The following is a 13,045-nucleotide window of genomic DNA, read 5'->3' on the forward strand; positions in this document are numbered from 1 at the left end:
CCCGCATAAGTTTTTATTGTAACTACATTTATTCTTGACAAGTTCATTAAATGTAGTTACATTAAACCCATCAACAAAGTGGGATGCGACATGCTGGAATGGGATCACAACAAATCGGAACAATGCCGCGAGTTGCGCGGCTTTGGTTTTGATTTGGCTGAACAGTTCGATTTCAGCGCGGCCCAAATGATTGTTGATGAACGCAAGGATTATGGCGAAGTTCGGATCAACGCTTTTGGGCGTATTGACGGTGCGCCATTCGCCATCACCTTCACCCCACGAGGTAGAAACATTCGCATCATTTCGATGCGCCGCATGCATGAAAAGGAGGCCAGACGATATGGCATCTAAGAAACCAGATCCATTTGCGATCGATGAGGACAACAAGCCCTTATCTGACGAGCAAGTTGCCAAGCTGCGCCCCGGTAAGGACGTGCTTGCAGAACTTGGCGTTGACGCGCCGGAGCCAAAAAAGCGCGGTCGGCCTGTGGCTGACAACCCAAAGCAATCTGTCACCTTGCGGCTAGACGCAAAAGTGCTGGAACACTTTCGCGCCACCGGCAAAGGCTGGCAAACCCGCGTAAACGAGACATTGCGCAAAGCCATTGGTGAGTGATTGCGGGTTGAGGCCATCATTCAACCGCCCGCGTTGTTGGGTTTGTGCGCTCTGTTGGTCGACCGTCATCTGCATGAATTTCGGCCAAGGCATTGTTGAGCAAACCAAGCGCCTTGCGGGCTTCTTGTTCGCTCATGTCAAATTCAAGTGGCGATCCATCCAAATGCAGGCGAATGCGGTGATCGCCGCTTGGTGCTAGGTGCAACTTGCACAGCACATCGCGTGGGTTTGGTTTGGTCTGTCTTACGAAAGTGCTAAAAGCCATCACCAGCCCCCTTGCAAAGTGGCGTGTTTGGTGTGGGTTTCGCAGTAGCTGGATTTGCCTTCCCCATTGTCGTGACCGCAATAATAGGTTTTGCCATCGCGCTCGATCGGCCAGCGGCAGTGATGGTTTTTTAGGTCCATCATGGTGACAAAAAGCGCGTCCTGGTTGTGTGGCGCGGTGTCTTTGACACAGTCAAACAGCCCTTGCTCTTGTTTTTCAGCCGAAACTTGTTGCGACTTTTCGCTAAACTTGTGCTGCAGGCGATGTTCCAAATTTGTGTCTTTGCGGCCACGCGTTGTGCGCACTTTTGTTTTTGTGCGCGCACCGGCCATACGGCTAGCCATGGCCGGTTCTGCCATTTGTAATTTGTTGCGATCGACAAAGCCCAAAATGGCATTGCGTGAGCAGCCTAATTTGGTGCCAAGTGCAGCAGCGCTTATGCCCGCACGGCGCGAAATGTTGACAATGGAGACTTTTGTGTCCTTGTCCATATCATCCCACTGTGGGAGATCCATTTGCTCAAGGTCGGTGACAGGACTGTCCATTAGGCCACCTCACCTTGCTTGATGATCTCTAAGTCTTTTTCCAAATCCAACGGCAGAATTTTGCCGCCAACGGCCACCATTTCGCGCACCATCTCGTCGCCCTGTTGTCGCCCCTTTGGTTTTGGGTTGAACTTGGCGGGTTCTTTAAGCGACACGGTGTAATATTGGCCTGCAGGGCTTTCATATGGCCCGCCAACATTTAGAACGCGGTATTCTTCGATCTCACCTTTTGCAACCAGGTGCACCAAATCGCCAAAGGCCAGCAAATCTTTTACCGTGGGCTGCCCTTCTGGCACATCACGAAACATGCCATCTTCGATCCGTGCACCATTGTTGAGCAGTGCCATTTGTTCAGCCAGTTTGTTGGACTTTGCGGCCACCACTGGCAGGTTTTCAACTGCTGCGGGTGTTTCTTCTGCTTCAGGCGCTTCATTGCCCCACACATCCCAGCCAGGGCGGCAGGTGCGCGCGTTCAATTCGATTTTTGGCAATGACGGGTAGTGTTTTTCAATGAACTCATGAATTTCAGATGGCTTTTGCGAATGCTTGCCCTTTGGCGCTCTAAACACCGCATCAGGCTGTGTGCCCATGGCCGGTGCGGGCACCTTGCCACGCGTGGCGATGATGAAAGGTTCGCCATTGTCGCGCAACCAATAGCCATTGCCTGCATGCAACTTGTGCCACACACCAAATGTGCAAAACTTGAAGCCCCATGCTTCAACCACCCGCAAAGCGTTGGGGAAATTGGCGCGGGTTGCCCACATAATCAGCAAACAATCTTTGGCGGCAATTTCGCCCACCGGACGCGCCATAATTTCTTCGATCGCGCTTGTTGGGTAGTGGTTGTCGGCAGCTCTATCCATGCCGGTTTCTTGGCTATAAGGTTCAAACTTCCATTCAGGATCCGCCAAGATCACCCCATACTTTTTGTCGGGCAACGCAATTTGTTTGGCACCCAATGCTTGCTCTTTTTCAGCCCGCTTTTGTTTTTTCTCGGCGGTCTTTTTGTCGCGCAACTCTTTGGTGACTTTGGCGATGGCTTTGGGGTTTGCATCGCGCATGATTTCGGCTTGTTCTGCCGCTGGCAGTTTGGCCAGCGCGGCAGCGGCGCTGACCTTGAGCGCACCTTGCTCAACAGCCGATGCCAGTTCTGGTGCGCCATGTGCAATGACGGTCTTCGCGTGAGCGACAGAACGCTCAGAAACTTGTAGCTTTGCAGCAGCATCTTTGATTGAGGTTTTGGGTGCGCTATTCTGCAAATTTGCAGTATTGGACTTTGGCTGTGCCCCAACCGACATGTCTGCAATTTTGGCCGCAACGGTTGCCCGTTGGCTTGAGCTCAAGTGTCGTCGTTGCAAGTTTTTGGACAGCACAAATTGCAAAGGATCTGGCGAGATGTTGGCCAGCTTGCAGTACATTGCAAAGTCAATGAAATGCTTTGGGCCAAACTCGCCAATTTCTTGCAACGCTTTATAGCGATTGCGACCGTCTAGAATTTTGCCCTCAAGCAGAATGATCTGTTCTTGCAGACCGTTTTGCCGAATGTCGTCCACAAAATCGGCGAACCATTGTGTCGCCATGTAAGGGAACATATCGGCATATGGGTGCGGCTTAAGCGCGGTATAATTGGTCAGGTTTTTCATGCGTACGCTCCATGCCATTCGATCAGCAGCAGCAGGCTTTGCGCTTCTTGTCTTTCCTCGGCGAAAGCAGCGCATTCCGCTTCATGTTCAAACCGTTCCTTAAGAGCGCACTGCATTTTGTGGGAAAGGAGCGGCCTTTGTTCGCGACCATGGTTTTTGACAATGGTGCTTAGGCGCTCAACTTCTTGGTGCAGTGCAAAAATCCGTGCGCGGGCGGCACAAATGATTTCATCATGTTCAGTGTCGTGGCGCTTTAGCATCCGTATTTGGGTGTCGAGTTCCCAATCTGTCAGCTGATCAAAGGCCGAGGGGTCTTTGACCACAGCGTGGGTAAGTTGCGTCATGCGGAAGATTGATTGCGGGTCATCACCATGATTGGTGCCATCGCCAAATCGCAAGGCCGGTTGCAGGTCTTCAAGTTCAACTTTACTCGACTTACTCATCGCCCTGCCCTCGCTCAGCTAAATTGCGCAGTGCCAACAGCGCCAAAATGGCGTCGTCGATTTCTTTTAAATCGGCTTGGCGCTCTTTGTGGTCCCACTTGCCATCTGAAATGTGCACGCCAATGCTGGAAATGACTTCGCCGAATTCTTTGGCGGATTTGCCCATGGCGATCTGTAAGTCTGTAAAGCCGTTTGGCAGGTTGGGCAGCTCGATGACTTCACAACCAACTGCGCGTGCCATTGCCCGCAGAATGTGGACCTCACCACTTTCCTGCATTAGGTCGACCGCAATATCGATGGCGATAAAATTCTCGTGGGTGCTTTGCCCATATTCTGAAAAGGCTTGAAAGCGCTTGATGCGCGAATGCTCGACACAAGCCATGCACCCGCCACCCGCATCTACCTGGGCGCGTGTTGCTGCCTTTAGGGCCAGCCGCTGCGATTTTGTGGAATGCCGATCAACCACGGAAACAAACTCCATTGCTCCGTGTGACAGCCATGGCTGAGCGTGAGACGCTCAGCCCATGAAAACGATCACCACACCACAATTGGACTTGGCGCTTAAAGCGCTTGAACGGGCTGAAGCTGAATGCAAGTTGGCAGCAGAGCAAGATATGGTTGGAGCGTCGGGCATAAGGGGCACCCTCCCCACACCAAGCTCTGCCACCATTCGCCACACCGCGCTCACGGTGGTTCGAAATAAAAATTGGACGCAGCAAATGGCTCAATGCCGCGCCCAAGTTGACCAGCTGGTGAAAAGGAAACAACTGGTTGGGAGGAAAAAATGAGGCGCTCATGCGGACACCTCGACGGTTGGGAAATTCGCAACTTCGTTTGGTCTGTTGGCACGCAACCAATCTAGCCGCGTTTCATGCATGTCTTGCGCGGTGACCATGCCTTTTGTTGCTTTTACAATCTTTTCAACCACCAAGACTGGAGTTTGTCGCGAACCGTTTTCATAGCGATGTAGATCGCGAGCTGGGTTCACACCGTACATACCGCAGAGGGTTGCCAATTTCGCCAATGTTATTGCGTTTTTAGAACGCCATTCTTTCAAGGTCATGCGCACATATAGCGATATTGGCTATTAATTTGTCAAGCATAAAAATAGCCATAATGACTACAACATGGGTAGCCGTATCAGCTATGTTATTGAAATGAAAAACAGAATTAAGCAAATTATGAAGCAAAAAAACGTTTCGCGCGACGAACTCGCCGATGCTGTTGATGCGCACCCGATTACGATCAGCAAACTTGTTTCAGGCAAAATGAACCTGACAACTGATTGGATGGAAAGAATCGCTAAAGCCCTGCGTGTACGCCCTGAAGAATTGATCAGCGCAGCACCGGCTTTGCGCACTGTTACGGTAAATATGCATGTGGAAGCTGGCAGCTGGGCCGAAGCAAATGTTTGGGAAGATCCAGACCAGCAATATCAGATTGCCGTTCCAAATGACCCAGAGTTTGCAAACCTCACATTGCATGGTGCGGAGACGCGCGGCCCTTCAATGAATAAACGCTATCCATCTGGAACAATCGTTGTTTATACCAGCATTTATGAGACAGACGAAGAACCCGTCCCAGGACGTCGCTACATTATCGAATGCGAAAGAACTGATGGATTGCGCGAAGCGACGGTAAAAACACTTCACAAGGACGAACAGGGTTGCCTCTGGCTGATGCCTGAGTCTAATGATCCCAGACATCAGCAACCCATTGAGGTCAATGGCAACCTCGGCGACACAATACGAATTGTCGGCAGGGTTGTGTTTTCAGTGCAGAAAGAAACCTAACTCTTTTCTTCCGGGCCCTGATCATCAGCTTCAAGTTCACGCTCAGGCACTTTTACCGGCTTCGGCGCACTAGGCTGCCAATTACGAACGTTGGCCACCGCATTCTCATAAAAAACCAAAAGCGAATTCTCCAACTGTTCAATAAAGGTTTTTGAACCTGCGAACTTGCCACCTTGATCATCGACCAGAAGTACGTCAGCGGTAGTACAGGCCAAATCCTTGTGCGCGGTGAGAATGTCTGGATCTTCCCGTATTGCAGTCAACTCCAACATAGCCGCCTCTCTTCGGCCTGGAAAGTTCAGTCGCACATAGAAGCGTGGATCCGTTGCGAGTTTCAGCTGTTTCATCAGCCAGTTAACCCGTGCCTTGGTTGACTTGATGTCCTCCGGCAGCTTAACCCTCATACCAAAAGTCACGGTGCGCCGAGAAAGCACGGCCTCAACGTCAAGCGACCCAGCCGCATCAGGCACTGCAATTGAAGCCGTCAAGCGGTTAGCGCTTAACAGGGTGTCTGTAGTGGCTTTCTGCCACTCAGCGGAGGAGTCAAGGTGCGCGCGCGGTAATTTCAGAGTCACCGACCGCTTGACGAGACGTGAAAGTATTAAGCACATATCTTTTTGTTCTTCGTGCCAACTTGAAACCACGCCAAGAACACCAACGTCATTCTTGGGAAGGCGCGCGCCTGAAACTAGCGCCTTAACCACATCTTTCCACTCCTTGTTCATTTGCGTGAACCCAGCAATACTGGAAGCTGGGTGCCTAAGATATTCATGCAACTCGTGCAGGACCAGTGCACGATCAGGATCTTTAATTTCATCATTGGCCAACAACAGATCAACTGTGGTGGCAATCGCTGACCAGCTCAAATGGAACAAATCGCATTTGCGCTTTAGTTTTGAAGAAATGGAAACTGGAGAGTGACTTGGGGTAGCAGCGAATTCGTTAGAAACCGTCAACACAGCATCAATTTGCGGCTCCTTATTGGCAATCTCCAAATATCGCTCTAATTGGCTCTGACCAATTTTGTTATTGCCGAACTTTGCCTCCACCAAGCATCGCCACTGCGTCCGCCCGTTGTCGACGACAATTAAACCATCAGGTCGGCTAGAATTGTCGACCATGTCCTTTGTTTTCTTGAACACCACTTCAGTAAAACAAGAGACTTTTGAACGGGTGCCGATCTTCACACCCAGTTGCCCCAACAGTTCTTTTGACAATTCTGGTATCAAGGGCAGAGCACCTAACACCGGACCAATAAGACGATTCTCTTTGTTTGATTCTGAAACAACAGGCAACAACCGAGCACGTTGACCTGCCTCTAAATAATCTGGAAACCCCACAACAAATTCACTTTCCTCAATAATCTTAAATACTTAATGACAGTACCAAATCTCCTAGACAATGAAATAGCCATATTCGCTATTTATTGACTTGACAGGTATGTAGCCATATCTGCTACTTTATTACATCACCAACCATGGAGATGCACAATGAAGCACAACCTTTATTCAACTTTCAGCCCATTCGATAAACCGTTCCCAGGCATGGATTTGGACCAAACCTGCCAAGATGAAATTGAACAGCGCGACCCACCAGCAATTGCCGACCACAATGTGATTGAAGTTGGACGCCAATCGATTTGCGGCGTGGAAAAGCCAAACGAAATTCAGGTAAAACGCCGACTTGATCAATCGGGTCTAACAAAGGTTCAGATCGAAAGGAACCTCAACGCCATCCTTTCAGCCGCAGGGCCACGATTTGCCTGTGTTCTTGGTGGTGTTCGTCGCCAGATGGCTCACTAATGGGCGGCGTTCCCTTTAGCGAAATGGCGGCAGGCACTGCAGCGTTGGCTGCAAGTGCCCTCGTCTACACATTCACCTGCACCCCATATTCAATCTTCTTGTGGATCTCAGCATGAGCAAACAATTCATTGCTAACCGTGCAGACGGATCCAGCATCAATTTTGCGCACGTACACTATGGCCCATTCAACCCATGGGCCACATTCAAACAGATGAGCTTCATCAACCGATGGGCAGGCAACATCAAGTTTGAGTATAGCGTTTTGCAGCATTCTTTGTTGGTTGCTGATCTGATCGAAGCACCTGGCGAAAAGATTTATGGGCTGGTCCATGATGTACCAGAAGATGGCACCGGCGATCTAACGGGTCCGTTTAAAAGCTTTGTCGACCATGCCAGTGGTGGCTTTGTGGAAAAGCACGAACGCCACATGCTCGATATGTTTTTGCAATCGATTGAAGTTGAGTTGCCAAGCAATGGCGCAAGGGATCGCCTGCACGCAGCTGATATGATTGCCCGTGCCACAGAATTGCGCGACGTGGTGGAAAACACCAAAAACACTACTATCCCCTACCAACCGGCCACAACAGTTATTCAGCCACAAAAGCGTGAGGCGCTGCTGATCAAAGCCATAGATGCATTTGGCACTTATATGGAGTGGCACATGGATGCGCAAAAGGCCAATGCCAATGGCTAATACTGTTTACACCGCACAATGGTTTGGTTGCCGGCACTGCGACGTGATGTGGCTTGGCGGCACCTTGCCAATGTCCACCGATCAGACTGCAGCCATGAAACATGCCAACCGGACTTGCCCTGGCTGTTCCAGACCAACTCAGTTCCACGGCGGGCGCGCACAATTCACCGCCACCTACACATATTCTGGCCCTGCCAGCGACATTTTGCACTTGTTTGAAAGGAAAGTGGCGTGAACGTGGTTGATCTTGATGCTCCAATCCCGATCTCAAAGGCTGTGCCAATCATCTTCCCGCATGGTGGCGGCACTTTAAACACTGTTCGCACCCTCATTCGCAAGGGTGACTTGCCAGCATTGAAGCTTGGCCGTAGCTTCTTTGTAACAAGACGCCACATTCAAGAGATGAAACAAAGATGCCAGCTGCCGCAAAAGGCCCCTACCTTTGGTTTAGGAAAGAACGCCGTGACAAACAGTCAGGACGGATCATTGCCAACGGGCTCTGGATCATTATCGACAACAAACAACATATCGCCACAGGATGCACTAAACGCGAAGTTGAACGCGCTCAAGAAAAGCTGCGCCAATACTCAGAACTAAAGTACGATCCGCGCAAAAAGAAGCGCGACATTGATCATATTGGCGTCGCAGACGTTCTCAGCATCTACCTCACAGACAAAAACGCCAATATTGGACGCATACAGCGCCTAAATGAATTTTGGGGCAACAAGGCCCTGTCGGATGTTAACGGCGAGACATGCCGTGCCTATGTAAAGCATCGTGGCACCGTTCAAGGCGCAAGACGCGACCTAGAAGATCTGCGATCAGCCATCAACCATCATGCCAAGCAAGGCTTGCACCGCGAACTCGTTATGGTGGCACTACCACCTCGCAATCCATCCAAAGATCGTTGGTTGTCACGATCAGAAATAGCACGATTGCTTTGGACATGCCTTACATATCACGAAGTTCAGCGCGGCAAGAAAACCAAGAAGCGCCCATTACGCCATCTGGCGCGTTTCATTCTAATTGCTTACTACACTGGAACGCGACACAGCGCGGTGCTCACCGCATCATTCATGCGAGGTAAGGACCGCTCGTTTATAGACCTGGAGGCGGGCCTATTTTATCGCCTTGCTGAAGGTAAAAATGCAACCAACAAGCGTCAAACACCCGTTCCCATTCCACCGCGTTTGCTTGCCCATCTCAAAAGATGGAATCGAACAAGTGATGATTATGTGGTGCAGTTTAAAGGCAAGCCTTTGGCCAGCGTCAAAAACGCATTCGGAACGTGCGCAGAACTTGCCGGAATACAAGACATCACCCCACACACCCTGCGCCACTCAACGGCCACACACCTTATGCAAAGAGGCGTTGACAAGTGGGAAGCAGCTGGCTTCTTAGGTATGTCAATTGAAATGTTAGATCGTGTCTATGGCCACCATCACCCGTCTTACATGCGGGCAGCGGCGGCTGCGCTTTAGAGTTATACAATAGGACTAGCCGTCGACGTTTTTAGCGATCAGGTAAGATACAAAAGAAGCGCATGCACCCAGCATAAACAATGCATCGGCTTCATCAACCTGCACAGAATCAGGAAACACAATGGCGTGACGAGCGGCGGTGTTTTCGTCGTTTGTGTAGCTGTATAGTTTCTCGAACGCAGCTTTCAATTTTTCATTGATTACTTTGCGTTTTCCGATCTTCTTTAGAGCCGAGCCCAAAGTGCCTTTTTCGTCTTCGGAAATGTTCTTCGCGACCGATTCCACGGCATGAATACTCTCACGAACGCTTGAGCGCCAATCCTTTTCAGCTAGCATCTTCCCAGATGAGACTAGATGCTCCCGCGCACCGGCAAATCCACTTTCCTCGGCATCATCGACCGCGTTCAAGAAGGTATCCGCTTGCTCGGCGGTGCCGATTGCTACAACCTGCAAATCAATTATACGGTAAGCCAACCCGGCTTCAAGAAAAGCATTGATTAAATCAACTTGAAGCGTCGACGTGATCGCCCGATGTCCAACAAAAAACTCAATCAGATCAAACAGTCGGTTGTACTCATATGTACGGGTGCAGTTTTCTAGTTGCTCCTTTAAAATGTTGGCACTGTCGTTAAAAGTTCCAATCGACTTGCGATAGAACTTGACATGCAAATCCTTTGCAACGTTAACCCATGTTCCGAGAGAAGATCTACCCGGACCCCAAACCGTGTTGCGTTCGATTTCCGATTGAAAGGCATAGTCAACCAGCAAACGGAATTGGTTCGAAATCTCGTATAGGCGCAACTGGTCGGGCGCGGCCACAAGACCATTCCGCTCCGAAAAACTCTGCTTTCGTTTCTCACGCACAACATATCCAATCGTTTTATTGGTTTATTTATTGGCTGTGTCCGAACACCGCAGGTCGACGAAATAATAAACCATTGATATTATTTAAAAAAAATGGTGGGCCCGGTAGGACTCGAACCTACGACCAGACCGTTATGAGCGGTCGGCTCTAACCAACTGAGCTACAGGCCCAACCCAAACAGGCTAATAGCAAGCATCACAAAAAAATAAAAGCCATAAATGCCCCATTGATCACATTAACAGTTTTGAATAGGATTTAAGTTAGCCGTGCTGCTTTATGCCCGGCTTCATTTGAGCGGCGGCACTAGGTGCTATTTGGTATTTTCCACCAAAGCCCGTTGCTCGCCCACTATACTAAATCAATGGGGCCATATTGCCCCGAAAGTGATGTACTTATGTCTATAGATTCTAGCGAAATGCACACATTACCTTCATTCTCCACCGATTTGCATAGTTCCGTTGGGGAAGCCTCAAATATGCTCAAAGCGATCGCTCATGAAGGGCGCTTGATGATTCTTTGCCGCCTTTCAGAAAAAGAAGCATCCGTTTCAGAACTTGAGGATCTGCTGGAGGCACGCCAAGCGGCGGTATCTCAACAATTGGCGAGGTTGCGACAAGAAGGACTTGTGCAAACCAGACGTGACGGCAAAGCGATCTACTATTCGCTGGCCGATGATCGCGTCCGCTCAATCATAAGCGCGGTTCACGGCACTTTTAGCTGATCCACAGAGAATTATGGCGTTGCACTATTGAATCGCCAATGAAGGCAAACTTGGCCGAACAAGCTTGGTTTTTGCCCAAATAGAGCCGCAATAGCGTGGCAACAATTGTGCTCGACATTTTTTACGGAGATCAAAATGTTAAAGCGTATTTTGCCCCTTTCAACGGCCCTATTTTTGGCGTGCGCACCCTTGCCAGGCTTTGCGCAGGACAAAGTGCCGACGGCCACGATGAACATAAGTGCAACAGGTGCCGCTACTGCCGCTCCGGACATGGCCGTTGTCACCTCTGGCGTTGTGACTGAGGGCACAACAGCACGCGAAGCCCTTACGGCCAACAATGAAGCAATGAACGCACTCATTGACGTCCTAAAGTCAGCAGGCATCGAAACGCGCCACATCCAAACCTCGGATTTTTCGGTGCAGCCAAATTATGTACACACCGACATCCGCGATCAGAACGGTTATGTTTTGCCACCCAAGATCAGCGGCTATCGTGTGTCGAATATGGTGACCGTAAGCGTTGTTGATTTGGACAATTTGGGCGCGGTTCTGGATCAAGCGGTAACGGTTGGGGCCAACTCAATCAATGGTGTAAGCTTTTCCGTTTCGAACCCAAACAAGCTCCTAGATGAAGCCCGCCGTCAAGCGATGGCAGAGGCCATTAAAAACGCTGATGTTTATGCGCAAGCTGCAAATGTTACTCTGAGCCGGATCATCAATATCTCAGAAAACAACAATTATGGCGGCCAGCAATATAAACCTGTGGCCCGGATGGAAATGGCGATGTCAGATTCGGTGCCAATGCAAGCAGGCGAAATCGACTATTCGATTACCGTCAATGTGACATGGGAAATCGCTGAGTAACGTAAGATTTTGGGCGGCAAATTTGTCGCCCAATTATCCAAAGAGCGCTTGAATGATCATGCGGGTCCCCACGATCAAAAGATAGATAGCCAAAACACGCTTAAGAAGCACTGCAGAGAGCTTGTGCGCGATAAAAGCACCAACCGGGGCAAACATGATCGCGCCCACCGCCAACGCCGCCATTGCAGGCAGTGAAATATACCCAATTGAATACGCTGGCAGTCCAGCCACTCCCCAACCCGAAATGATAAAGCCAATTGCAGCGGGCAATGCAATAAACACACCGAGCGCAGAGCTGGTGCCAACCGCTGTGTGAACAGGGGTACCGAGCACAGTCATGGTTGGCACGCTCAAAGAGCCGCCACCAATTCCCATTAAAGATGATATATAGCCAATAAATGCAGCGCTTAAGCGATGTGTAATGGGGGATGCGGACAAGCCCTCCATCAATTTCTTTTGCAAGGGAACAACCGAGTTGATGGCGATAAAGAACGCCATCACGCCAAAAATGATGCGCAACACAAATGCCGAATAAAACCCAGCGCTAATGCCGCCAATAAATGAAGCAATCACCATTGCCGGTGCCCAAAGTACCAGCAAGTCCTTTGCAACGGCGCCACGCTTTGCATGTGAACGCGCGCTCGACAAGCCTGTGGGCACAATCACGGCCAGCGAAGTCGCCACTGCCATATGCATAATGATTTCAGTGGGCAGCCCCATGAGTTGAAACACGGTCGCCATAACGGGCACCATAACAATGCCACCGCCAACCCCCAAAAGGCCCGCCATCAATCCACCGGCAACACCAGCACCCACAAGCCAAAGCGCCATGGGCACCAGGTCAACCATCTGATTCATTATCTACTCATCGCTTCGCGTAAAATCTGTATGATCTGTTGTCGCGAATTTTGCGGGGCCTTGCAAGTCGCGTCTAACGCGGTTCGACCATCATTGGTCTTAAGGTGAGGATTTGCGCCAGCATTCAACAAGGCTAAAACTAGCTGCGGCGTGCACCAGCTCGCTGCATTGTGCAGCGCAGTGCGCCCCGGTGGGGTGGCGACATTCGGGTTTGCCCCTGCCCGCAAAAGCACAAGCAAAACCTCAAGACCGCCTTTGGGTCCTGCCGCCACATAAATCAGCGGATCCCCAACGCCATTTACCAAATTCGCGTCAGCACCGCCATCAAGCAGCGCACTAAGCTGCGCTGCATCATTATTTCTAACGATCTGGAAAATCTTGGGCTCAACGCCCATACGTTGAACACAAGCCGAAATCGATAAGAGGATGGTCAAAAGCAAGATAATTCGCATAAC

At 50.3% G+C, this 13,045-nt stretch carries 20 protein-coding genes and 1 tRNA gene; 10 read left to right on the forward strand and 11 right to left on the reverse strand.

The window, feature by feature from the left end; translation table 11 throughout:
• Positions 1–90: 90 nt before the first annotated feature.
• Together O4H47_RS16815 and O4H47_RS16820 are read left to right on the forward strand one after the other, a co-directional pair.
• Complete coding sequence (locus O4H47_RS16815) at positions 91–351, forward strand: BrnT family toxin (RefSeq protein ID WP_269395175.1); 261 nt, start codon at positions 91–93, stop codon at positions 349–351.
• On the forward strand, positions 341–616 hold the full coding sequence (locus O4H47_RS16820) for a BrnA antitoxin family protein (RefSeq protein ID WP_269395176.1): 276 nt from the start codon (positions 341–343) through the stop codon (positions 614–616). The genes O4H47_RS16815 and O4H47_RS16820 overlap by 11 nt, the downstream gene beginning before the upstream one ends.
• Before the next feature lie 16 nt (positions 617–632).
• On the opposite strand, the gene O4H47_RS16825 is transcribed toward O4H47_RS16820, so the two are convergent.
• From O4H47_RS16825 to O4H47_RS16845, 5 genes are read right to left on the reverse strand one after another with little or no spacing between them, the layout of a single operon-like run.
• On the reverse strand, positions 633–881 hold the full coding sequence (locus O4H47_RS16825; protein WP_269395177.1) for a hypothetical protein: 249 nt from the start codon (positions 879–881) through the stop codon (positions 633–635).
• Positions 881–1,426, reverse strand: a complete 546-nt coding sequence (locus O4H47_RS16830; RefSeq protein ID WP_269395178.1) for a GcrA family cell cycle regulator — start codon at positions 1,424–1,426, stop codon at positions 881–883. The genes O4H47_RS16825 and O4H47_RS16830 overlap by 1 nt, the downstream gene beginning before the upstream one ends.
• Complete coding sequence (locus O4H47_RS16835) at positions 1,426–3,069, reverse strand: MT-A70 family methyltransferase (protein ID WP_269395179.1); 1,644 nt, start codon at positions 3,067–3,069, stop codon at positions 1,426–1,428. The genes O4H47_RS16830 and O4H47_RS16835 overlap by 1 nt, the downstream gene beginning before the upstream one ends.
• Positions 3,066–3,512 carry a hypothetical protein gene (locus tag O4H47_RS16840; RefSeq protein ID WP_269395180.1) on the reverse strand — a complete coding sequence of 149 codons (447 nt, stop codon included), beginning with the start codon at positions 3,510–3,512 and terminating at the stop codon, positions 3,066–3,068. Before O4H47_RS16840 ends, O4H47_RS16835 begins: the two co-directional genes overlap by 4 nt.
• Positions 3,505–3,993 carry a phage regulatory CII family protein gene (locus O4H47_RS16845; protein ID WP_269395181.1) on the reverse strand — a complete coding sequence of 163 codons (489 nt, stop codon included), beginning with the start codon at positions 3,991–3,993 and terminating at the stop codon, positions 3,505–3,507. Before O4H47_RS16845 ends, O4H47_RS16840 begins: the two co-directional genes overlap by 8 nt.
• A 43-nt stretch (positions 3,994–4,036) precedes the next feature.
• On the opposite strand from O4H47_RS16845, the gene O4H47_RS16850 reads away from it, so the two are divergent.
• A complete protein-coding gene (locus O4H47_RS16850) occupies positions 4,037–4,300 on the forward strand; it encodes a hypothetical protein (RefSeq protein WP_269395182.1) in 264 nt (87 codons plus the stop codon).
• A gap of 5 nt (positions 4,301–4,305) precedes the next feature.
• On the opposite strand, the gene O4H47_RS16855 is transcribed toward O4H47_RS16850, so the two are convergent.
• Positions 4,306–4,575, reverse strand: a complete 270-nt coding sequence (locus tag O4H47_RS16855) for a helix-turn-helix domain-containing protein (RefSeq protein WP_269395183.1) — start codon at positions 4,573–4,575, stop codon at positions 4,306–4,308.
• Positions 4,576–4,639: 64 nt separating this feature from the next.
• Here O4H47_RS16855 and O4H47_RS16860 point away from each other — a divergent pair, with 64 nt between their 5' ends.
• Entirely contained in the window at positions 4,640–5,305 is a 666-nt protein-coding gene (locus tag O4H47_RS16860) for a LexA family transcriptional regulator (RefSeq protein ID WP_269395184.1), read from the forward strand.
• Here O4H47_RS16860 and O4H47_RS16865 read toward each other — a convergent pair.
• The gene (locus tag O4H47_RS16865; RefSeq protein ID WP_269395185.1) at positions 5,302–6,645 is read right to left on the reverse strand and encodes a hypothetical protein; all 1,344 of its coding nucleotides are present in this window, start codon (positions 6,643–6,645) and stop codon (positions 5,302–5,304) included. The two genes, O4H47_RS16860 and O4H47_RS16865, sit on opposite strands and share 4 nt — an antisense overlap.
• Before the next feature lie 150 nt (positions 6,646–6,795).
• Between O4H47_RS16865 and O4H47_RS16870 the strand changes: the two genes are divergently transcribed.
• From O4H47_RS16870 to O4H47_RS16885, 4 genes are all read left to right on the forward strand, one after another.
• Positions 6,796–7,107 carry a hypothetical protein gene (locus O4H47_RS16870; protein WP_269395186.1) on the forward strand — a complete coding sequence of 104 codons (312 nt, stop codon included), beginning with the start codon at positions 6,796–6,798 and terminating at the stop codon, positions 7,105–7,107.
• Between the two features lie 112 nt (positions 7,108–7,219).
• Entirely contained in the window at positions 7,220–7,801 is a 582-nt protein-coding gene (locus O4H47_RS16875) for a hypothetical protein (RefSeq protein ID WP_269395187.1), read from the forward strand.
• Positions 7,794–8,036 (forward strand): hypothetical protein, encoded by a 243-nt coding sequence (locus O4H47_RS16880; RefSeq protein ID WP_269395188.1) that lies wholly within the window; start codon positions 7,794–7,796, stop codon positions 8,034–8,036. Before O4H47_RS16875 ends, O4H47_RS16880 begins: the two co-directional genes overlap by 8 nt.
• Before the next feature lie 178 nt (positions 8,037–8,214).
• Positions 8,215–9,282 carry a tyrosine-type recombinase/integrase gene (locus tag O4H47_RS16885; protein WP_269395189.1) on the forward strand — a complete coding sequence of 356 codons (1,068 nt, stop codon included), beginning with the start codon at positions 8,215–8,217 and terminating at the stop codon, positions 9,280–9,282.
• A gap of 15 nt (positions 9,283–9,297) precedes the next feature.
• Here the strand turns inward: O4H47_RS16885 and O4H47_RS16890 are convergent, their stop codons facing one another.
• Positions 9,298–10,146 (reverse strand): AbiJ-NTD4 domain-containing protein, encoded by an 849-nt coding sequence (locus tag O4H47_RS16890; protein WP_331283688.1) that lies wholly within the window; start codon positions 10,144–10,146, stop codon positions 9,298–9,300.
• Between the two features lie 94 nt (positions 10,147–10,240).
• Positions 10,241–10,317: transfer RNA gene (locus O4H47_RS16895), tRNA-Ile, on the reverse strand.
• Positions 10,318–10,562: 245 nt separating this feature from the next.
• Between O4H47_RS16895 and O4H47_RS16900 the strand changes: the two genes are divergently transcribed.
• Positions 10,563–10,868 carry an ArsR/SmtB family transcription factor gene (locus tag O4H47_RS16900; protein WP_269395270.1) on the forward strand — a complete coding sequence of 102 codons (306 nt, stop codon included), beginning with the start codon at positions 10,563–10,565 and terminating at the stop codon, positions 10,866–10,868.
• A gap of 135 nt (positions 10,869–11,003) precedes the next feature.
• On the forward strand, positions 11,004–11,732 hold the full coding sequence (locus O4H47_RS16905; protein ID WP_269395191.1) for an SIMPL domain-containing protein: 729 nt from the start codon (positions 11,004–11,006) through the stop codon (positions 11,730–11,732).
• A 33-nt stretch (positions 11,733–11,765) separates the two neighbouring features.
• Here O4H47_RS16905 and O4H47_RS16910 read toward each other — a convergent pair whose 3' ends face one another.
• Positions 11,766–12,590, reverse strand: coding sequence for a sulfite exporter TauE/SafE family protein (locus O4H47_RS16910; RefSeq protein WP_269395192.1), 825 nt, complete (start codon positions 12,588–12,590; stop codon positions 11,766–11,768).
• Positions 12,590–13,042, reverse strand: coding sequence for an ankyrin repeat domain-containing protein (locus O4H47_RS16915; protein ID WP_269395193.1), 453 nt, complete (start codon positions 13,040–13,042; stop codon positions 12,590–12,592). Before O4H47_RS16915 ends, O4H47_RS16910 begins: the two co-directional genes overlap by 1 nt.
• Positions 13,043–13,045: the final 3 nt, after the last annotated feature.

The organism is Maritalea porphyrae (assembly GCF_027213965.1).
GTDB classification, from domain to species: domain Bacteria; phylum Pseudomonadota; class Alphaproteobacteria; order Rhizobiales; family Devosiaceae; genus Maritalea; species Maritalea porphyrae_A.

Coding starts and splice junctions, on each gene's coding strand:
- O4H47_RS16815 (WP_269395175.1), top strand. CDS start 91: ATGCTGGAATGGGATCACAACAAATCGGAACAATGCCGCGAGTTGCGC.
- O4H47_RS16820 (WP_269395176.1), top strand. CDS start 341: ATGGCATCTAAGAAACCAGATCCATTTGCGATCGATGAGGACAACAAG.
- O4H47_RS16825 (WP_269395177.1), bottom strand. CDS start 881: ATGGCTTTTAGCACTTTCGTAAGACAGACCAAACCAAACCCACGCGAT.
- O4H47_RS16830 (WP_269395178.1), bottom strand. CDS start 1,426: ATGGACAGTCCTGTCACCGACCTTGAGCAAATGGATCTCCCACAGTGG.
- O4H47_RS16835 (WP_269395179.1), bottom strand. CDS start 3,069: ATGAAAAACCTGACCAATTATACCGCGCTTAAGCCGCACCCATATGCC.
- O4H47_RS16840 (WP_269395180.1), bottom strand. CDS start 3,512: ATGAGTAAGTCGAGTAAAGTTGAACTTGAAGACCTGCAACCGGCCTTG.
- O4H47_RS16845 (WP_269395181.1), bottom strand. CDS start 3,993: ATGGAGTTTGTTTCCGTGGTTGATCGGCATTCCACAAAATCGCAGCGG.
- O4H47_RS16850 (WP_269395182.1), top strand. CDS start 4,037: ATGAAAACGATCACCACACCACAATTGGACTTGGCGCTTAAAGCGCTT.
- O4H47_RS16855 (WP_269395183.1), bottom strand. CDS start 4,575: ATGACCTTGAAAGAATGGCGTTCTAAAAACGCAATAACATTGGCGAAA.
- O4H47_RS16860 (WP_269395184.1), top strand. CDS start 4,640: ATGGGTAGCCGTATCAGCTATGTTATTGAAATGAAAAACAGAATTAAG.
- O4H47_RS16870 (WP_269395186.1), top strand. CDS start 6,796: ATGAAGCACAACCTTTATTCAACTTTCAGCCCATTCGATAAACCGTTC.
- O4H47_RS16875 (WP_269395187.1), top strand. CDS start 7,220: ATGAGCAAACAATTCATTGCTAACCGTGCAGACGGATCCAGCATCAAT.
- O4H47_RS16880 (WP_269395188.1), top strand. CDS start 7,794: ATGGCTAATACTGTTTACACCGCACAATGGTTTGGTTGCCGGCACTGC.
- O4H47_RS16885 (WP_269395189.1), top strand. CDS start 8,215: ATGCCAGCTGCCGCAAAAGGCCCCTACCTTTGGTTTAGGAAAGAACGC.
- O4H47_RS16900 (WP_269395270.1), top strand. CDS start 10,563: ATGCACACATTACCTTCATTCTCCACCGATTTGCATAGTTCCGTTGGG.
- O4H47_RS16905 (WP_269395191.1), top strand. CDS start 11,004: ATGTTAAAGCGTATTTTGCCCCTTTCAACGGCCCTATTTTTGGCGTGC.
- O4H47_RS16910 (WP_269395192.1), bottom strand. CDS start 12,590: ATGAATCAGATGGTTGACCTGGTGCCCATGGCGCTTTGGCTTGTGGGT.
- O4H47_RS16915 (WP_269395193.1), bottom strand. CDS start 13,042: ATGCGAATTATCTTGCTTTTGACCATCCTCTTATCGATTTCGGCTTGT.